Annotated in this window: 19 protein-coding genes; 7 read left to right on the top strand and 12 right to left on the bottom strand. The window is 59.0% G+C overall.

Annotation, left to right across the window (positions count from 1 at the left end; translation table 11 throughout):
• Positions 1-268 precede the first annotated feature (268 nt).
• From glpD to HX823_RS20380, 4 genes are all read right to left on the bottom strand, one after another.
• Entirely contained in the window at positions 269-1,807 is a 1,539-nt protein-coding gene (gene glpD, locus HX823_RS20395; protein ID WP_177076313.1) for a glycerol-3-phosphate dehydrogenase, read from the bottom strand.
• A 205-nt stretch (positions 1,808-2,012) separates the two neighbouring features.
• Complete coding sequence (locus HX823_RS20390) at positions 2,013-2,768, bottom strand: DeoR/GlpR family transcriptional regulator (protein WP_038847836.1); 756 nt, start codon at positions 2,766-2,768, stop codon at positions 2,013-2,015.
• A gap of 83 nt (positions 2,769-2,851) precedes the next feature.
• A complete protein-coding gene (gene glpK / locus HX823_RS20385) occupies positions 2,852-4,357 on the bottom strand; it encodes a glycerol kinase GlpK (protein WP_010212752.1) in 1,506 nt (501 codons plus the stop codon).
• A gap of 75 nt (positions 4,358-4,432) precedes the next feature.
• A complete protein-coding gene (locus tag HX823_RS20380; RefSeq protein WP_177076311.1) occupies positions 4,433-5,290 on the bottom strand; it encodes an MIP/aquaporin family protein in 858 nt (285 codons plus the stop codon).
• A gap of 327 nt (positions 5,291-5,617) precedes the next feature.
• Between HX823_RS20380 and ybaK the strand changes: the two genes are divergently transcribed.
• The gene (gene ybaK, locus HX823_RS20375; protein ID WP_177076309.1) at positions 5,618-6,088 is read left to right on the top strand and encodes a Cys-tRNA(Pro) deacylase; all 471 of its coding nucleotides are present in this window, start codon (positions 5,618-5,620) and stop codon (positions 6,086-6,088) included.
• A gap of 7 nt (positions 6,089-6,095) precedes the next feature.
• On the opposite strand, the gene HX823_RS20370 is transcribed toward ybaK, so the two are convergent.
• Both HX823_RS20370 and argF read right to left on the bottom strand, forming a co-directional pair.
• Positions 6,096-7,202 (bottom strand): ABC transporter ATP-binding protein, encoded by a 1,107-nt coding sequence (locus tag HX823_RS20370; protein ID WP_038847842.1) that lies wholly within the window; start codon positions 7,200-7,202, stop codon positions 6,096-6,098.
• Positions 7,199-8,119, bottom strand: a complete 921-nt coding sequence (gene argF, locus HX823_RS20365; RefSeq protein WP_038847844.1) for an ornithine carbamoyltransferase — start codon at positions 8,117-8,119, stop codon at positions 7,199-7,201. The genes HX823_RS20370 and argF overlap by 4 nt, the downstream gene beginning before the upstream one ends.
• 435 nt (positions 8,120-8,554) lie before the next feature.
• On the opposite strand from argF, the gene HX823_RS20360 reads away from it, so the two are divergent.
• Together HX823_RS20360 and grxD are read left to right on the top strand one after the other, a co-directional pair.
• Complete coding sequence (locus tag HX823_RS20360) at positions 8,555-10,663, top strand: molybdopterin oxidoreductase family protein (RefSeq protein WP_177076307.1); 2,109 nt, start codon at positions 8,555-8,557, stop codon at positions 10,661-10,663.
• 77 nt (positions 10,664-10,740) lie between these two features.
• Positions 10,741-11,079 carry a Grx4 family monothiol glutaredoxin gene (grxD, locus tag HX823_RS20355; protein ID WP_033896413.1) on the top strand — a complete coding sequence of 113 codons (339 nt, stop codon included), beginning with the start codon at positions 10,741-10,743 and terminating at the stop codon, positions 11,077-11,079.
• Between the two features lie 72 nt (positions 11,080-11,151).
• Here grxD and bfr read toward each other — a convergent pair whose 3' ends face one another.
• Together bfr and HX823_RS20345 are read right to left on the bottom strand one after the other, a co-directional pair.
• Complete coding sequence (gene bfr / locus HX823_RS20350) at positions 11,152-11,625, bottom strand: bacterioferritin (RefSeq protein ID WP_033896414.1); 474 nt, start codon at positions 11,623-11,625, stop codon at positions 11,152-11,154.
• Between the two features lie 200 nt (positions 11,626-11,825).
• Positions 11,826-12,044, bottom strand: coding sequence for a bacterioferritin-associated ferredoxin (locus tag HX823_RS20345; RefSeq protein ID WP_010564137.1), 219 nt, complete (start codon positions 12,042-12,044; stop codon positions 11,826-11,828).
• A gap of 243 nt (positions 12,045-12,287) precedes the next feature.
• On the opposite strand from HX823_RS20345, the gene HX823_RS20340 reads away from it, so the two are divergent.
• Positions 12,288-12,890 carry a peroxiredoxin gene (locus tag HX823_RS20340; RefSeq protein WP_003172097.1) on the top strand — a complete coding sequence of 201 codons (603 nt, stop codon included), beginning with the start codon at positions 12,288-12,290 and terminating at the stop codon, positions 12,888-12,890.
• 65 nt (positions 12,891-12,955) lie between these two features.
• Here HX823_RS20340 and rnt read toward each other — a convergent pair whose 3' ends face one another.
• Together rnt and pyrC are read right to left on the bottom strand one after the other, a co-directional pair.
• On the bottom strand, positions 12,956-13,627 hold the full coding sequence (rnt, locus tag HX823_RS20335) for a ribonuclease T (RefSeq protein WP_010212742.1): 672 nt from the start codon (positions 13,625-13,627) through the stop codon (positions 12,956-12,958).
• Positions 13,624-14,670, bottom strand: a complete 1,047-nt coding sequence (pyrC, locus tag HX823_RS20330; RefSeq protein ID WP_028619063.1) for a dihydroorotase — start codon at positions 14,668-14,670, stop codon at positions 13,624-13,626. Before pyrC ends, rnt begins: the two co-directional genes overlap by 4 nt.
• 156 nt (positions 14,671-14,826) lie before the next feature.
• Here pyrC and HX823_RS20325 point away from each other — a divergent pair, with 156 nt between their 5' ends.
• The 3 genes from HX823_RS20325 (at position 14,827) to HX823_RS20315 (ending at position 18,340) form a co-directional block, all read left to right on the top strand.
• The gene (locus HX823_RS20325; protein WP_177076305.1) at positions 14,827-15,735 is read left to right on the top strand and encodes an OmpA family protein; all 909 of its coding nucleotides are present in this window, start codon (positions 14,827-14,829) and stop codon (positions 15,733-15,735) included.
• A 129-nt stretch (positions 15,736-15,864) separates the two neighbouring features.
• Complete coding sequence (locus tag HX823_RS20320; protein ID WP_177076303.1) at positions 15,865-17,082, top strand: argininosuccinate synthase; 1,218 nt, start codon at positions 15,865-15,867, stop codon at positions 17,080-17,082.
• Between the two features lie 625 nt (positions 17,083-17,707).
• Positions 17,708-18,340: a response regulator transcription factor gene (locus HX823_RS20315; RefSeq protein WP_010212736.1), complete on the top strand. Its 633-nt coding sequence runs from the start codon at positions 17,708-17,710 to the stop codon at positions 18,338-18,340.
• A gap of 84 nt (positions 18,341-18,424) precedes the next feature.
• Here HX823_RS20315 and HX823_RS20310 read toward each other — a convergent pair whose 3' ends face one another.
• Complete coding sequence (locus tag HX823_RS20310) at positions 18,425-18,607, bottom strand: PA3496 family putative envelope integrity protein (RefSeq protein WP_038847849.1); 183 nt, start codon at positions 18,605-18,607, stop codon at positions 18,425-18,427.
• A gap of 107 nt (positions 18,608-18,714) precedes the next feature.
• Complete coding sequence (nth, locus tag HX823_RS20305) at positions 18,715-19,353, bottom strand: endonuclease III (RefSeq protein WP_038847851.1); 639 nt, start codon at positions 19,351-19,353, stop codon at positions 18,715-18,717.
• Between the last annotated feature and the right edge of the window lie 34 nt (positions 19,354-19,387).

Genomic DNA, 19,387 nt, shown 5'->3' with positions numbered 1-19,387 from the left:
GGCTAAACGGCTCTCTTGTACAGCGAATGCCCGTGACGGCTCCTGAGGCGTCCCAAGCAATCGTCCAAGAGTGTAGAGCATGAGTCGTGCCAGGCCCGATATAAAAGGTTAACTCCATGATTTATATGCTAATTAACTTTATATGACGGCGTTTTTTCGGGGTGTGGGTCCGGCAAACCGAATGGACGGCAGTGTGGTGTTCGGAAAACCGAATGCGAAAAAAAGCCCCTGAGCCTTTCGGCGCAGGGGCTTTTGTAGTATCGGTCTGTCAGGCCGCTTCGATCTTGCTGCGGTTCTGCTCAACGGTGGACAGGTAGCGCTGCACGTTGGCCTGTTCTTCCGGGGTGGTGAACAGACCCAGCTTGGTACGGCGCCACAGCACGTCCTGAGGTTGGGTCGCCCATTCCTCGGCACACAGGTAATCAACCTCGCGGGTATACAGGCCACCCCCCAGGTGCTCACCCAGGTCCGCCAGCGACTGCACGCCTTCCAGCAGGCGCCAGGTGCGGCTGCCGTAGGTGGTGGACCAGCGGCGTGCGATCTCGCTCGGCACCCAGTCGAATTTGTTGCGAATGGCCTCGGCCAGGGCTTGCGGCGTGGTCATGTCTTCGCCGCCCGGCAGGCTGGCCTTGGCGGTCCAGCTTGGGCGCATCTGGGTGAAATACGGCGCCAGTTGCGCCATCGCCGACTCGGCGAGCTTGCGATACGTGGTCAGCTTGCCGCCAAACACCGAGAGGATCGGCGCTTCGCCCTTGCCGCCGGACAACGCCAGGGTGTAGTCGCGGGTGATGGCCGACGGGTTGTCCGATTCGTCGTTGCACAGTGGGCGCACGCCGGAGTAGGTGTGGACGATGTCGTCGCGGCTCAGTTGTTTCTTGAAGTGCGCGTTGACCACTTTCAGCATGTAGTCCGTTTCACCTTCGGTGATCGCAACGGCAGCCGGGTCACCGGTATATTCGCGGTCGGTGGTGCCGATGATGGTCAGGTGGTTCAGGTACGGAATGGTGAAGACAATGCGCTGGTCTTCGTTCTGCAGGATGTGCGCGTGGGCGCCTTCATAGAGTTTCGGTACGATCAGGTGGCTGCCCTGGATCAGGCGGATGCCGTAAGGCGAATCCAGCTTCAGGTCGTCCCTGATGAACTTGGCGACCCATGGACCGGCGGCGTTCACCAGTGCGCGGGCACGGATCGAGAACAGGCTGCCATCGGCACGTTCCATGTTCATTTCCCACATGCCGTTGCTGCGATGGGCGCTGATGCAACGGGTCTGGGTGTGGATGTGCGCGCCTTTTTCACGGGCGGCCATAGCGTTCAGCACGACGAGGCGGGCGTCATCGACCCAGCAGTCGGAGTATTCGAAGCCTTTGGTGATTTCGCTTTTCAGCGGGCTGTCTGGGCCGAACTTGAGGCTTTTCGAACCGGCGAGTTTTTCGCGCTTGCCCAGGTTGTCATACAGGAACAGACCGGCACGGATCATCCACGCCGGGCGCAGGTGCGGGCGGTGCGGCAACACGAAGCGCATTTGCTTGACGATATGCGGGGCCTTGGCCAGCAATACTTCACGCTCGGCCAGGGCCTCGCGCACCAGGCGGAATTCGTAATGTTCGAGGTAGCGCAGGCCGCCGTGGATCAGCTTGCTGCTGGCGGACGAGGTGTGGCTGGCCAGGTCGTCCTTTTCGCAAAGGAATACCGATAAACCGCGACCGGCTGCGTCTGCTGCAATGCCGACGCCATTGATCCCGCCACCGATAACGGCAACGTCATAGACTTCGGCAAGCGGTGGAGCAGGCAAGGTGGAAGGGTTCATCGGCTGGCCTCGCGAATTTTCGTCTTGGAATTCGAACATTAATGTTCATTTTCGAAAATGGTAGCTGATAAACACGCGCGCAGCCAGTCGACTTCGATTGAAAAAACTCATCGAAGGGCTGGGAAAGGAAGATTTGTGAACATTATGGTCGGCTTAAAGGCACATCTGTGGCAAGCCCGCTCGCCACAGTGAAAAGTGGAGAGCCTCAGACGACTTCCAGCCGCACCTTATGGTCACTCAACAACTGCACCAACGCCGGCACCGGTTGCTGATCAGTCACCAGGCAGTCCACCAGGCTGATCGGCCCCAGGCGAATCATGGCATTGCGCCCGAATTTGCTGGAGTCCGCTGCCAGGATCACCTGGCGTGCATTGGCGATGATCGCCTGGGAAACCCGTACTTCCTGATAGTCAAAGTCCAACAGGCTACCGTCTTCATCGATACCGCTGATGCCCACAAGGGCAAAGTCGACCTTGAACTGGTTGATGAAGTCGACACTCGCCTGACCCACCACGCCACCGTCACGCCGCACGTTACCGCCGGTCAACAACACGTCGAAGTCGTCCTTGGCACTGAGCATGGTGGCGACGTTGAGGTTGTTAGTGATGACTTTCAGGTGATTGTGGTTGAGCAACGCACGGGCGATTGATTCGGTGGTGGTGCCGATATTGATGAACAGCGAGGCGTGATCGGGGATCTGCGCAGCGATGGCTTCGCCGATACGCTGTTTCTCGTCGCGCATCTGGTCGGCGCGCATGGCGTAGGCGGTGTTTTCGACACTGGAGTCATAGGCCGCGCCGCCGTGGTAGCGGCGCAGCAGGTTGGCGTCCGCCAGCTGGTTGATATCGCGGCGGATGGTTTGCGGGGTGACAACGAACAGCTGCGCCATTTCCTCGATGCTGACGTAGCCGCGTTCGCGGACCAGCTCGAGGATTTGTTGTTGGCGGGGAGGCAGATTCATGGGGCGTCCTTTGGGCTGCCATACAAAAGTGGCCCATGATGACGCAGGAATCCGCTCCCTGCCAGTTACAACCGGACGTTGGCTTATTCAGCGCCTTCGTGGGGCTCCCAGTCGCGCGTGCGGCTGACCGCTTTTTGCCAGCCGGCGTAGAGCTTCTCTTTGGCTGCTTCGTCCAGTTGCGGTTCGAATTCGCGCTCGATCACTGCCTTGCCGCGCAACTCTTCCAGGCTGCCCCAGAAGCCGCACGCCAGGCCGGCCAGGTAGGCGGCGCCCAATGCGGTGGTTTCGCGCATTTGCGGGCGCTCGACCTGGGTGCCAAGGATGTCGGCCTGGAATTGCATCAGGAAGTTGTTGGCCACCGCGCCGCCGTCCACGCGCAGGGCCTTGAGGCGTTCGCCCGAGTCCTGTTGCATGGCGTCGAGTACGTCGCGGGTCTGGTAGGCAATCGACTCCAGGGCGGCACGAATAATGTGGTCCACGCGTACGCCACGGGTCAGGCCGAACAGCGCGCCACGGGCGTAGGGGTCCCAGTACGGAGCGCCCAGGCCGGTGAAGGCCGGCACCAGGTACACGCCGTTGCTGTCTTTGACCTTGCCAGCGAAGTATTCGGTGTCGTGGGCGTCGTTGATGATTTTCAGCTCGTCACGCAGCCATTGCACGGTGGAGCCGCCGTTGAACACCGCACCTTCCAGGGCGTAGGCTACTTCGCCACGTGGGCCGCAAGCGATGGTGGTGAGCATGCCGTGCTTGGATTTCACGGCTTTGTCGCCGGTGTTCATCAGCAGGAAGCAACCGGTGCCGTAGGTGTTCTTGGCTTGGCCGGCTTCGACGCACATCTGGCCGAACAGGGCGGCTTGCTGGTCGCCGGCGATACCGCCGATGGCAATGCCGCTCTTGGTGCGGCCGTAGATTTCGGACGACGACTTAACTTCCGGCAACATCTCGCGCGGAATGTCGAGGATCTCCAGCATCTTCGCATCCCACTCCAGGGTGTGGATGTTGAAGAGCATGGTACGCGAGGCGTTGGTGTAGTCGGTGACGTGGGTCTTGCCACCGGTAAATTTCCAGATCAGCCAGCTGTCGACGGTGCCGAACAGCAGTTCGCCATTGCGCGCACGCTCGCGGCTGCCTTCGACGTTGTCGAGGATCCACTTGAGCTTGGTGCCGGAGAAGTAAGGGTCGGTGACCAGGCCGGTGGTGTCGCTGATGTACTGCTCGTGGCCGTCGCGCTTGAGTTGCTGGCAGATCTCGGTGCTGCGGCGGCACTGCCAGACGATGGCGTTGTAGATCGGGCGGCCAGTGACCTTGTCCCACACCACGGTGGTTTCACGCTGGTTGGTGATACCAATGGCGGCTACCTGGTCATGGTGCAGGCCGGCCTGGGCCAGGGCTTCGACCATCACCGCGCTCTGGGTGGCGAAGATTTCCATCGGGTCATGTTCAACCCAGCCAGCCTGTGGGTAATGCTGTGCGAATTCACGCTGGGCGGTGCAGACGACGTTGGCGTCACGATCGAAGATGATCGCCCGGGAACTGGTGGTGCCTTGGTCAAGGGCAATGATGTAGTTCTTATTCTGAATATCGGTCATGTCGAATGCCTTGGAAAATAAGAAAATCGGTAATCAGCCTGGGCTACAAAAGGGCAGGTGCCCAGGCTGGCGCTATCAGGAAATACGGGTCTTGCCGTTGACAGCCGTGTCAGGTGTTTCTTCATCTATAGCAGGTGCGGCGCTCGGCAGATGGCGGGCAATCAGCCCGCGATAGGCCGCAGCACCGAGGCATGCGCCGACGATCGGCGCGAAAATCGGTACCAGGAAGTAAGGGATATCTCGGCCGCCAGTGAAAGCCATTTCACCCCAGCCCGCGAAAAAGGTCATCAGCTTGGGCCCGAAATCCCGCGCCGGGTTCATCGCAAAGCCGGTCAGCGGGCCCATGGCGCTGCCAATCACCGCGATCAGCAGGCCGATCAGCAGCGGGGCCAGCGGGCCGCGTGGCAAGCCGTTGTTGTCATCGGTGAGGGCCATGATCACGCCCATCAGGATCGCGGTGATGACCATTTCCACCAGGAACGCCTGGGCGGTGCTCAGCAGCGCATGGGGGTAGGTGGAGAACACCGATGCCAATTCCAGGCTGGCCTGGGAACCGCGCACCATGTGGTGGGTTTGTTCGTAATCGAAAAACAGGTTGCTGTAGAGCGTGTACACCAAGGCCGCCGAGCAAAAGGCACCGGCGATCTGGGCGAGGATATAGAAGGGCAGTTTGCGCTTTTCGAAGTCAGCGAAAATACACAGGGCAATACTGACGGCGGGGTTGAGGTGGGCCCCGGAAATCCCGGCGCTCAGGTAGATCGCCATGCTGACGCCGACCCCCCAGATGATACTGATCTCCCACAAGCCAAAGCTGGCACCCGCGACCTTGAGCGCAGCGACGCATCCTGTACCGAAGAAGATCAGAAGCGCAGTCCCCAGGAACTCGGCCATGCATTGGCTCGAAAGTGAAGGCTGTTGAAGAGCAGTTGCCATGGAAAACCTCAGTTGTTGTTCTTGTCTGGCGCACAATCTCAACGGATTGTTGCGCGATTTTCACCGTGGCAAGGATCCCCATCCCGGTCACGGCTTACTGCTTCAATACTGTGGGGCTATTCCTACAGTATTCGGAAACGAAAAAATATAGACAAGAATGACGGCTGTCAAAGGTCGAAAGTGAACAGCTAGTCACTTTCAAACTATTGGTCTGGTGAATGATCACGCTTGTCACATTGTGTGTGCACCTTAAGAGTGGGCGGACTAGAGCGTTTTGTGTGGGCTTGGCCTAGAATTGGCCATCTGTTTGCCACGCCCGGAGACGTCATGACCCCCGCATTGGACCTGTTGAAAAAAGTTCGCGCCGAACATCGTATCCACAGTTATGAACACGACCCCAAGGCGGCGTCCTATGGGCTGGAGGCCGCGGAAAAATTGGGCCTCGACCCGGCACAGGTGTTCAAGACCTTGTTGGCGAGCAGCGAGAAGGGCGAATTGTTGGTGGCGGTGGTGCCGGTCGTCGGAAGTCTGGACCTCAAGGCTCTGGCTCAAGCGGCAGGCGTCAAGAAAGTCGAAATGGCCGACCCGGCGGCCGCGCAGCGTTCAACCGGTTACCTGTTGGGTGGCATCAGCCCGTTGGGGCAAAAGAAACGCCTGCGCACGTTTATCGATGCAACAGCACAACCGTTTGTGACGATTTTTGTGAGTGCGGGCAGGAGGGGCTTGGAGGTTGAACTGCCAGCGGCGGTGCTGGCTGAACATACCCAGGCCAAATTCGCAGAAATTGGCCGGGTATGACCGGGCGTTATACCGGGCTGTAGCGGCGGACGCCGGATTCGGCTTGAGGAATCTGCGCGGCGGTGCTGCCTGAGGCCTGGAACAACACCAGGTGTTCGGCCGCCACACGGATCCCCACATCCGCGCCGACCTGATGGTCGGCATGGCTCGGGAAAATCGACTCCAATTGCGCGCCGGTCGGCAGTTGCAGGCGATATAAGGTCGACGCGCCGAGGAAGGTCTTGCCGACGATCCGCGCTTTCAACGCGCTGTCCGGGGCGTAGACGATGTCATCCGGGCGCAGCAGCACATCCACCGCGCCGCCGGTCGGCCAGGTGTAGGCGCGGTTGCCGCGCAACTCACCCAGTTCGGTGCTGACCGACTCTGGCGAACTCAATTGGCCACGGATGAAGTAACCCTGGCCGATAAAGCTGGCGACATAGGGCGTCTGCGGTTCGTGATAGAGGTTGTAGGGCGTGTCCCACTGCTCCAGACGACCCTCCTTGAAAACCCCGACCTGGTCGCTGACGGCAAAGGCTTCTTCCTGGTCATGGGTCACCAGGATCGCGCTGGTGCCGCGTGCCTTGAGGATGTCGCGCACCTCGTGGCTGAGCTTGCGGCGCAACTCGCCGTCCAGGTTGGAGAAGGGTTCATCCAGCAGCAACAGGGCCGGCTCCGGCGCCAAAGCGCGGGCGAGGGCGACGCGTTGTTGCTGGCCGCCGGAAAGTTCGTGGGGAAAGCGTTTGCCGAGGTTCTTCAGGTTGACCAGCTCCAGCAACTCAGCCACCACACGATCTTTTTGCGGATGCTTGCGAATGCCGAAGGCAATGTTGTCGGCCACGCTGAGGTGCGGAAACAGTGCGTAGTCCTGGAACACCATGCCGATACGACGTTTCTCCGGTGCCAGTGTGAAACCGGCACTGGAGATCACTTCGCCCGCCAGGCTGATCTCGCCATCATGCACCGGCTCAAACCCGGCAATCGCACGCAACGTGGTGGTCTTGCCGCACCCCGAAGAGCCCAGCAGGCAACCGATGTCGCCGGCGTTGAGGTGCAGGTTGAGGTTCTGTACCACCCGTTGATCTTGATAGCCGCATGCCAGATTGCGCAGGTTCAGCAGTAATGGCTGGCTCATGCGTGGTGGTACGACGGCGGAACGAGGAATTCGAGCAGGGCTTTTTGCGCATGCAGGCGGTTTTCAGCCTGGTCCCAGGCGACCGAGCGTGGGTCGTCGAGCAGGTCGGTGCTGATCTCTTCGCCACGGTGGGCCGGCAGGCAATGCATGAACAGCACGTCTGGCGCAGCCAGGTCGAGCAGGGCACGGGTCACCTGGTACGGGGCGAACAGGGCCAGGCGTTTGGCGGTTTCCTCTTCCTGGCCCATGGAGGTCCAGACGTCGGTACTCACCAGGTGTGCGCCGATCACCGCGTCACGCGGGTCGCGCACCAGGGTCACGCGGTCGCCGGCCTGGGCCAGGAAGCGCGCGTCAGGCTCGTAGCCTTCCGGGCAGGCAACGCGCAGTTGGAAGTCGAACTGGATCGCCGCTTCTATATAGCTGTTGCACATGTTGTTGCCGTCGCCGATCCAAGCCACGGTCTTGCCCTGGATCGAGCCGCGGTGTTCAAGGAAGGTCTGCATGTCGGCCAGCAGCTGGCACGGATGCAGGTCGTCGGTCAGGCCGTTGATCACCGGTACGCGGGAGTGGGCGGCAAATTCGGTCACGGTGCTGTGGGCAAAGGTACGGATCATCACGGCGTCGAGCATGCTCGACATCACCTTCGCGCTGTCGGCGATCGGCTCGCCACGGCCCAGTTGGGTGTCGCGCGAGGACAAGAAGATGGCTTGGCCACCCAGTTGGATCATGCCGGCTTCAAATGACACGCGGGTGCGGGTCGAAGACTTCTCGAAGATCATGCCGAGTACGCGGTTTTTCAAAGGCTCGAACAGTACGCCGCGGTTACGCAGGTCTTTAAGCTCAATGCCTCGACGGATCACGCTGACCAGCTCTTCGGGCGTGCAATCCATCAGGGAGAGAAAGTGCCTTGCGCTCATCATTAACTACCTTTTTGCAACAGACCGCAGATACTCAAAGCCTTGTTTATTGTGACAACGGGCGAGACCTGCGGCGAAAGCCGCACGGGGCGACGAAATAGGGGAAGGCGCGATCTTATAATTAAATGTCGCGTCTTACCAATAGGGCTACGGTTTTTAAGGGTGTTCAAGAAGGGCGCCAAGGCGCTTTTGAAGACTATTTCCAGACAGCAGCGAGCCATTTGTACACTGGCGCCGAGGCCTTTTGCAACGTGCGGGGGCGGGCGCAGGCCAGGCTGCGTCGGTTTCAGAGGCGGTACGCCGGGTTTTGAAACATTTGCTCACGCTTGGCCATGGCCTGGCCTGATGCAGGTCGATTCACGGGACGAACGTTGGTGGCGCCCGTCTCGGTCGCGGCCCATAGTGGGATCAAAGCCCCTATAAAAGAGACTGGCCATGACCAAGACTCTCCACCACCGTGCCTGCCATCTGTGTGAAGCCATTTGTGGCCTGACCCTGGAAACCACCCAAGCCGACGATGGCAGCCTGGCGATCACCTCGATCAAGGGCGATGCGCTGGATACGTTCAGCCGTGGGCATATCTGCCCCAAGGCCGTCGCGTTGCAGGATATCCAGAACGATCCCGACCGCTTGCACCAACCCATGTTGCGGGTCGGCAGCGATTGGCAGCCGATTGCGTGGGAAGACGCCTTCGCGCTTGTCGCTGAGCGTCTGTCAGGCATTCAGGCGCGGCACGGGCAGAATGCGGTGGCGGTGTACCAGGGCAACCCCAGCGTGCACAATTATGGGCTGATGACCCACAGCAACTACTTCCTCGGCCAGTTGAAGACGCGCAATCGGTTTTCTGCGACTTCGGTAGACCAGTTGCCCCATCACCTCACCAGCTATCTCATGTACGGCCATGGCCTGTTGTTGCCGATCCCGGACATCGATCACACCGACTTCATGTTGATCCTGGGAGGCAATCCGCTCGCGTCCAATGGCAGCATCATGACCGTGCCCGACGTGGAGAAACGCCTCAAGGCGATCCAGGCGCGGGGCGGTAAAGTGGTGGTGGTCGACCCACGGCGCAGTGAAACGGCAGCAATGGCCGACCAGCATCTGTTCGTGCGCCCCGGTGGGGATGCGGCGTTGTTGTTCGGCGTGCTCAACACCTTGTTCAGCGAGAACCTGACGCGCGACAGCCATCTACCGATTGAAGGCCTTGAGGAGGTGCGTCGTGCCATCGCCGGGTTTACCGCCGAGTCCATGAGCCGCCAATGTGCGGTGCCTGCCGAGCAGATCCGGCAGTTGGCACGGGACTTTGCCGCTGCGGACAAGGCCGTGTGCTACGGGCGCATGGGCGTGTCGACCCAGGCTTTCGGCACGCTCTGTCATTGGCTGGTGCAGTTGATCAACCTGGTGACCGGCAACCTGGACCGTGTTGGCGGTGCACTGTGCACCACGCCGGCGGTGGACCTGGTGGCATCGACCGGTGGCGGGCATTTCAATCGCTGGCAGAGTCGGGTGTCCGGGCGTCCGGAGTACGGTGGTGAGTTGCCTGTGTCGGCGTTGGCTGAGGAAATGCTGACCGAGGGCGAAGGACAAATCCGCGCGTTGGTCACGGTGGCGGGCAATCCGGTGTTGTCGACGCCCAACGGCCGGCAGTTGGAACAGGCCCTCGATGGGCTGGAGTTCATGGTCAGCATCGACCTCTACATCAACGAAACCACGCGCTATGCCGACCTGATCCTGCCGTCTACGTCGGCGCTGGAAAACGATCATTACGACACCACCTTCAATATGTTTGCGGTGCGTAATGTCACCCGCTTCAATCGGGCGATCTTGCCCAAGCCGGAAGGCGCGTTGCATGACTGGGAGATTTTCGTCGGCCTGGCCAAAGCCTTTGCAGCCCAGAACGGTGTCGCGCTCAAGCCGACGATGCCCCCGGCACACATGATTGATTTCGGTCTGCGTGCGGGCGTCTACGGTGATGCATCCAGCCACAAGTTGTCCGTGGCCATGCTGGCGGATCATCCCCACGGCGTCGACCTTGGTCCGCTGCAACCCAACCTTGCAGCGCGTTTGAAAACCGCTGATGGCAAGGTGCAGGCAGCGCCGCCAGTGATCCTCGCCGACCTGGCGCGCTTTGCCGTGCAACCGGCGCCAGTGGCCGACGAACTGCTGCTGATCGGCCGCCGCCACGTGCGCAGCAATAATTCCTGGATGCATAACTATCACCGGCTGGTGAAGGGCAAGCCGCGCCATCAATTGCTGATGCATCCGGATGATCTGGCCAGTCGGCAATTGAGCGATGGCCAGCGGGTCAGGGTCAGTTCGCGCATCGGCATGATCGAAGTGGAAGTCGTGGCCAGCCTGGACATGATGCCCGGCGTGGTCAGCCTGCCCCACGGTTGGGGCCACGGGCGTCCTGGGGTACAGATGACGATCGCCAGTGGGCAGCCAGGGGCGAGCGCCAACGATTTGACCGACGAACGGCAACTGGACGAGCTATCGGGCAATGCGGCCTTGAACGGGGTCCCTGTGCAGGTAGCAGCCGCTTGAGCACTGCGCCGGAATTTTGCGTTACAATGCGCCACCGTGCCGACCTGTGAGTCGCAAAGTTCCAGCCGAGGTGTTCCATGGATATCATCGAAACGATCAAAGAGCAGATTGCCAATAACACCATTCTGCTTTACATGAAGGGCGCGCCAAACGCTCCTCAGTGCGGTTTCTCCGCGAAGGCGTCCCAGGCCATCATGGCGTGCGGCGAGAAATTCGCTTACGTGGATATCCTGCAAAACCCTGAAATCCGCGCCAACCTGCCGAAATACGCCAACTGGCCGACTTTCCCACAACTGTGGGTGGCCGGTGAGCTGGTCGGCGGTAGCGACATCATCGTTGAGATGGCGGCTGATGGTTCGCTGCAAACGCTGGTCAAAGAAGCAGCAGCCAACGCGGCGGCCAAGACCGACGCTTGATGCGCTTGCAATAAAAAGCCCCGCTTCTCGTGAGAGAGCGGGGCTTTTTTGTACCTGCTTTGCTGGGGGGGCTTATTCTTCGCCCATCTGCGATTGCAGGTAGTTTTCCAGGCTGACTTTGTCGATCAGGCCCAGTTGGGTTTCCAGCCAGTCGATGTGTTCTTCCTGGTCTTCCAGGATGTCTTCCAGCAGCTCACGGCTGCCGAAGTCGCCCTTGGTTTCGCAATGAGCGATGGCGGCCTTGAGGTCGCTGTGGCTCTTGTGTTCGAACTTCAGGTCGCTGCTGATCATTTCCTGGGTGTGCTCGCCGATGTTCAGCTTGCCCAGGTCCTGCACGTTCGGCAGGCCTTCCAGGAACAGGATGCGTTTGATCAGCTTGTCCGCATCTTTCATGGCCTTGATGGATTCTTTGTATTCACGCTTGCCCAGCTTTTCCAGGCCCCAATCGTCATACATGCGCGCATGCAGAAAGTACTGATTGATCGCGACCAGTTCATTGGCAAGGATTTTGTTGAGTTGCTGGATGACTGAGATGTCGCCTTTCATGACTGGGGTCCTGCCCTGTAATAGCTGTGTATAAGGCGGAGTTTGAGCGGCGAAATCCCTAGTGTCAAACCTAAGTTATTGAATAATAAATGAAAATTAATCGGAATAAGAATGTTTGTGTTCCGCGTCTTAGCGCTAACTTATTGAATTACGGGCATAAAAAAACCGGACACTAAGTCCGGTTCTTTAAAACACGCCAATCAGGCGTGTGTAAATTCTGCTGAATAGGGGAGCGCGGCCTGGGCTGTCTGCAGCTGCGTCAGGGTTTCCCGAACCACTTGCTTGGCGAGGCAAGCACATTTACCGCACTGGCTGGCAACGCCGGTGGTTTCACGCACTTCCTTGTAGCTGCAGCAACCTTCATAGATTGCTTCGCGGATTTGTCCGTCGGTGACGCCAGTACAGAGGCACACATACATAAGGGAGAACCGTCGCGGGTTTAAGGCTTAAGTGCGATGGATCTTAATGTTAACGAGAATGATTGTCAAAGTAGATTCGTAGGGTATTTGCTGGCACCGCGCCCGCACTGACGAACGGTTTTTTCAGTGTATGATGGTCGGTCTTCACGAAGCGTGACTGCGTCACAGGGCTGTCGCTTGAATGCGGCAGACTCGGGCCGGTCCTTTTACTTCAATCGTCACCCCTACATCAGGAGATACCCAATGAGCGTACTCGTCGGCAAACAAGCCCCGGATTTCGACGTCCCAGCCGTCCTCGGCAATGGCGAAATCGTAGACAGCTTCAAACTGTCTGAAGCCATCAAAGGCAAATACGGCCTGGTGTTCTTCTACCCGCTGGACTTCACCTTCGTCTGCCCTTCGGAGCTGATCGCTCTGGACCACCGCATGGACGATTTCAAGGCGCGCAACGTTGAAGTGGTAGCTGTTTCCATCGACTCCCATTTCACCCACAACGCCTGGCGCAACACTGCCATCAATGATGGCGGCATCGGCAAAGTCAAATACACCATGGCTGCCGACATGAAGCACGACATCGCCAAGGCCTACGACGTTGAGTCCGAAGGCGGCGTGGCGTTCCGTGGCGCGTTCCTGATCGACGACAAGGGCGTTGTCCGCTCCCAGATCATCAACGACCTGCCACTGGGTCGTAACATGGAAGAGCTGATCCGCCTGGTCGACGCCCTGCAATTCCACGAAGAGCACGGCGAAGTCTGCCCAGCCAACTGGAAAAAAGGCGACAAAGGCATGAACGCTTCGCCAGAAGGCGTTGCGGCTTACCTGACCGAGAACGCTGGCAAGCTGTAAGCCAGGTTTGAGGTACAAAAAAACCGGCCTGAGAAGGCCGGTTTTTTTATGCGCGGGATATGACCTCAATCATTGAAGTCTTCCCAGCCGCCCATGTCTTTCCATCGGTTGACGATGCCGCAGAACAGCTCGGCAGTCTTCTCGGTGTCGTAGCGAGCCGAGTGAGCCTCACGGCCGTCAAAATCGATACCGGCGGCCTGGCAGGCTTTCGCCAACACGGTCTGGCCATACGCCAGGCCTGCGAGGGTGGCCGTGTCGAAGCTGGAGAAAGGGTGGAACGGGTTGCGCTTCATGTCCAACCGCGCCACGGCGGCGTTGAGAAAGCCCAGGTCGAAGCTGCTGTTGTGGCCGACCAGGATCGCGCGTTTGCAGCCATTGGCCTTCAACGCCTTGCGCACACCACGGAAGATATCGGTCAATGCCGCTTCTTCACTGACCGCCATGCGCAGTGGGTGATCGAGCTTGATGCCGGTAAATTCCAAGGCCGCCGCTTCGATGTTGGCGCCTTCAAACGGCTCGACGCGGAAGAAGTGGGTGTGTTCCGGGAACACAAAACCCTGCTCATCCATGCCAATCGTCGTTGCGGCGATTTCCAGCAACGCGTCGGTGGCGCAATTGAAACCGCCGGTTTCTACGTCGATGACAACCGGCAGATAGCCGCGGAACCGCTCGGCCATCGGGTGACGGGAGCCGCCACCACTGTGCTCGTGTTCGTCGTCGTAATGGTCTTCACTCACTTGCTTTCCTCCAGCAGGCGCCAGCGCAGTGTTTCACCGGCGCGCAGCGGGATAACAGTCAGCTCGCCAAACGGCAGGCTGGCAGGGGCGGTCCAGTCTTCACGGACCAGGGTGATGCGGTCGGTATTCGCCGGCAGGCCGTAGAACCGCGGGCCGTTGAGGCTGGCAAAACCTTCAAGCTTGTCCAGGGCGTTGCGCTGTTCGAACGCTTCGGCGTACAGCTCAATCGCCGCATAGGCGGTGTAGCAACCGGCACAGCCGCACGCCGCTTCTTTGGCATGCTGGGCGTGGGGCGCCGAGTCGGTGCCGAGGAAGAACTTCGGATTGCCGCTGGTCGCCGCATCCAGCAAGGCCACCTGGTGGGTGTTGCGCTTGAGGATCGGCAGGCAATAGAAGTGTGGCCGAATCCCGCCCACCAGCATGTGGTTGCGGTTGTACAGCAAGTGATGCGCGGTGATCGTCGCGCCAACGTTGGCCGAGGCCTCGCTGACGAACTGCACGGCATCGGCGGTGGTGATGTGCTCGAATACCACCTTGAGGGTCGGGAACAGCTCGACCACGCGGCGCATATGCTCGTCGATGAAGATTTTCTCGCGATCGAACACGTCCACGTCGCCACGGGTGACTTCGCCGTGGATCAACAGTGGCATGCCGACTTCGGCCATGGCTTCGATGGCCGGCAGGATCTTGTCGATACTGGTCACGCCGGAATCGGAGTTGGTGGTCGCGCCAGCCGGGTACAGCTTGGCAGCGTGCACGAAACCGCTGGCCTTGGCCTCACGAATCTCTTCGGGCTGGGTGCGGTCGGTGAGGTAGAGCACCATCAACGGTTCGAAGCGGCTGCCGGCCGGTCGTGCAGCGAGGATACGCTGGCGATAGGCATCGGCTTGCTCGGCATTACGCACCGGAGGTACCAGGTTAGGCATGATGATGGCGCGGCCAAACGTGCGCGCGACATCGGCCACGGTGTGGGGTAACGCAGCACCATCGCGAAGATGAATATGCCAGTCGTCGGGACGCAGCAGGGTCAGGCGGTCGGACATTGGGGATTCCAGGCGGGTCAATCTGGTGGGAATGCTACCGGAAAAGACTCTATCAGGCACTCGCTATCAAGTTTTGCAGGATGCAACCGATAGCCTTGGGTATGCCTTATCGATGTATGACGCTTTGAAGTGTTGTAGAAACCAGTGGAGCCTCCCGTGCGCCAGCAATATCTAGCCCTGCTCAGTGTGTTCGCCAGCCTGCCTGCGATGGCCCTCACGTTCCAGACACGTCTGGAGAATATTGAGTGGAAGGTGGAAGGCGACCAATTCGAGTGCCGCCTGACCCAGCCGATCACCGATTTCGGTTCGGGTGAGTTCGTGCGTCGGGCCGGCGAGCAGGCGACGTTTCGTCTGAAGGCCTACAACGGCTCGCTGGGCGCCGGTTCGGCCACCTTGCTGGCCGCCGCTGCACCGTGGCAGCCGGGGCGAGGGGATATCAACCTCGGCGCCGTGCGTGCCGGCAGTGGCGATGTGTTGTTCAACAGCTCCCAGGGCCAGGCCGGGCGTCTGTTCAATGGCTTGCTGGAAGGGCGTAGCCCCACCGTGCGGCACTATGGGCGCGAAGGCGGCTATTCGGAGATCCGGCTGCTGCCGGTTAAATTCAACAAGGCCTACAACGATTACCAGCTGTGCACCGCCAAGCTGTTGCCGATGAATTATGACCAGGTCAAACAGACTGAAGTTGGCTTCCCCGGCGGCGGAATCGAGCTGGACGCGGCCGCCAAGAAGAAACTCGACGTGATTCTCGCGTTCATGAAAGCCGACCCCACCGTCAACCATATCGAGTTGAATGGCCATTCGGACAACAGCGGCAACCGCCTGACCAATCGCGACGTCTCGCGTCGTCGCGGCTTGGCGGTCATGGACTACTTCAAAGCCAACGGGATCCCGGAATCGCAGATCACACTGCGTTTCCACGGCGAAAGCTACCCACTGGCGCCCAACACCAATGCGGCCAACCGGGCGCGCAACCGTCGCGTGAATATCCAGCTCGAACGCGTCGCAGCCCCCGAGAAACCGGCGCCTCAGGCCACTGGCCCAAGCAACGCCGCGCACACGTCCTGAGGTGCGACCATCGGTCGCCCGTTCGACATAATCTGTCGCTTTATCTTCATTTGCTGTCGCGCCCCTGTAAATTCGCGGTTTTGGTCGGTAGAATCGACGCCTTTCCGTACAACCCCGTGGAGTGATGGCATGGCCGACGTAAACAAGGTCGTTCTCGCGTATTCCGGCGGCCTGGACACTTCGGTGATCCTCAAGTGGCTGCAGGATACTTATAACTGTGAAGTGGTGACCTTCACCGCTGACCTGGGTCAGGGCGAAGAGGTCGAACCTGCACGCGCCAAGGCGCAAGCCATGGGCGTGAAAGAGATCTACATTGACGACCTGCGCGAAGAGTTCGTCCGCGATTTCGTTTTCCCGATGTTTCGCGCCAACACCGTCTACGAAGGCGAGTACCTGCTGGGTACCTCCATCGCACGTCCGCTGATCGCCAAGCGCCTGATCGAAATCGCCAACGAAACCGGCGCCGACGCCATTTCCCATGGCGCCACCGGCAAAGGCAACGACCAGGTGCGTTTCGAACTGGGTGCCTACGCCCTCAAGCCAGGCGTGAAAGTGATTGCCCCTTGGCGTGAATGGGACCTGCTGTCCCGTGAAAAGCTGATGGATTACGCTGAAAAGCACGCAATCCCGATCGAGCGCCACGGCAAGAAAAAGTCCCCGTATTCGATGGACGCCAACTTGCTGCACATCTCCTATGAAGGCGGCGTGCTGGAAGATACCTGGACCGAGCACGAAGAAGACATGTGGAAGTGGACCGTCTCCCCGGAGAACGCTCCCGACAAGCCGCAATACCTGGAACTGACCTACCGCAACGGCGACATCGTCGCGCTGGACGGCGTCGAGATGACCCCGGCCACCGTGCTGGCGACCCTGAACCGTATCGGTGGCGAACACGGGATCGGCCGTCTCGACATCGTCGAGAACCGTTACGTGGGCATGAAGTCCCGTGGCTGCTACGAAACCCCTGGTGGCACCATCATGCTGCGCGCCCACCGCGCGATCGAATCGATCACCCTGGACCGCGAAGTGGCTCACCTCAAAGACGAGCTGATGCCCAAGTACGCCAGCCTGATCTACACCGGCTACTGGTGGAGCCCTGAGCGTCTGATGCTGCAGCAGATGATCGACGCTTCCCAGGCCCACGTGAACGGCGTTGTGCGCCTGAAGCTGTACAAGGGCGACGTGATCGTGACCGGTCGCAAGTCCGATGAGTCGCTGTTCGACGCCAACATCGCCACCTTCGAAGAAGACGGCGGTGCGTACAACCAGGCAGACGCGGCAGGCTTTATCAAGTTGAACGCATTGCGCATGCGCATTGCCGCCAACAAAGGTCGCTCGCTGTTCTAAGTCTCAGCCTGTTGTGAAGAATGGCCCCTTGTTCAAGGGGCCATTTTTTTTGTCCTGTGATTGTGTAGAGACTTTAGATGTTTATAACGATTAAACGGCTGTGGATGTTTTTCCTCAAAATCTTTATCAGAAATGGGGTTTGAATGAATTGTTGTTGAAAGTTTGTAGGGGGAATGAATTTTTTACATCTATGTAGGAACTGGTCTTACAGATAATTCACTCATGTAAGTGCGGAGAAGATACGAATCACCGAATCGTCTGTAGGAATTAAGGATGTAAGTGAATATGTTAAATGGAACTAAAGCAGACGGATCGTTCTGGCCGTTTTCCCCAGCGGCAGGCGAGAGGCAAGGGGCATTTCCTGAGAGTCATGTGCGGCACGTTTACCCAAACCCCTATAAGCCACGGATATTTCACTCAAAGTATGTAAGTCCCAGGAAAGGTCTGAAAGCATCCACAAAATCAGATCCCTCCGAGAGGGCGTTTTTTTGTAGGGCAATTCCTTTATCGCTGTGGGGTGGGTCTCTGCTTGCTGTTGCTTGGGGGGTAACGCTATGCCAACTAGGAAACGACTAGGCTATTGTGCTTGCTCTAAATAATTCGAACAGCGAAATTGGACTTTCTTATGAATAAAGTGCTGATCGTGGATGATCATCCCGTCATTCGTCTTGCTGTGCGTATGCTAATGGAACGTCATGGTTATGAGGTCGTTGCCGAGACCGATAACGGTGTCGATGCATTGCAACTTGCACGGGAGCATATGCCGGACATTGTGATACTGGATATCGGGATACCCAAACTTGATGGCCTTGAAGTTATTTGCCGGTTGTCTTCTACCAAGCAACCTGCGCCCTTTAAGGTGCTGGTGCTGACGTCCCAGGCCCCGGGTCATTTTTCCATGCGTTGCATGCAAGCGGGGGCTGCCGGCTACGTGTGCAAGCAACAGGACCTCACCGAGCTGTTGAGTGCTATCAAGGCGGTCTTGTCCGGCTACAGCTATTTCCCCAACCAGGCGCTCAACTCGGTACGCTCCACCATGGGCAATGCCAGCGAAGCCGATATGGTCGAGCGCCTGTCCGGGCGGGAAATGATGGTATTGCAGCAGTTGGCACGGGGCAGGACCAACAAGGAGATCGCCGACGGCATGTTCCTCAGTAACAAGACCGTCAGCACCTATAAGACGCGTTTGCTGCTCAAGCTCAATGCGCGTTCGCTGGTGGACCTGATCGAACTGGCCCAGCGTAACGGCTTGGTTTAGAGGAGGGCATAGCACAGCGTATTGCCTGGGTCACCGGCAGAAAAAAGCCTCCCTGAAGGAGGCTTCCGGCTGTCGATCGCTCGATCAGAGATCGAAGTCGTAATCGGCCAGCTGTTTTTGCAAGCGTCGTTCTTCCAGTAGATTGTCGATAGTGCGGCGTTTGCTCAAATTGGTCTTGGCGACCTCTGCCACAGGTGTCTGCGCGCCCTCGTCATCCGACTCAACGAGGTCGTCTTCCACTTCCAGTTGCTCTTTGCCAGTGCTCATAAGGTTCACTCCGGGCTAAGACTGCCGTTGGCGCTCCTTATAACGATAATCCATGATCCGGTAAAAAAGATTTTTTCAATCGACTGATCGAGAAAACCAATGATCCCTTAATCGTCGGAGGTCTTGTCCTTGTATTCGCACAGGTCTTCGATGCGACAGCTGCCGCAGCGCGGCTTGCGGGCCTGGCAAACGTAGCGGCCATGAAGGATGAGCCAGTGGTGCGAATCCAGCAGATACGGCTTGGGCACGAACTTCATCAGTTGCTTTTCCACTTCCACCACGTTCTTGCCACGGGCGATGCCGGTTCGATTGCTGACCCGGAAGATGTGGGTGTCCACGGCCATGGTCAGTTGCCGGAACGCGGTGTTGAGTACCACGTTGGCGGTTTTGCGGCCAACGCCTGGCAAGGCCTCCAGGGCTTCGCGGGTCTGCGGCACTTCACTGCCGTGCAGTTCCACCAGCAGGCGGCAGGTTTCGATGACGTTCTTGGCCTTGCTGTTGTACAGGCCGATGGTCTTGATGTATTCCGACAACCCCTCCACACCCAGGGCATAGATCGCCTCTGGCGTATTCGCCACGGGGTACAGCTTGGCCGTGGCCTTGTTCACGCCGACGTCCGTGGATTGGGCCGACAGGATCACCGCAATCAGCAACTCGAACGGCGTGGTGTAGGCCAGTTCGGTCTTGGGTTCTGGATTGTCTTCGTGGAGCCTGCGGAAAATTTCCAGGCGTTTTGCGGCGTTCATGGGGTGGGGTTTTCCTGGCAGTCGATCGGCGGGA

Source organism: Pseudomonas sp. P7759, assembly GCF_013386445.1.
Classification (GTDB): domain Bacteria; phylum Pseudomonadota; class Gammaproteobacteria; order Pseudomonadales; family Pseudomonadaceae; genus Aquipseudomonas; species Aquipseudomonas azotoformans_A.
Note: the sequence above shows the minus strand (reverse complement) of the source record. Positions and strands in the feature narration are given on the sequence as shown.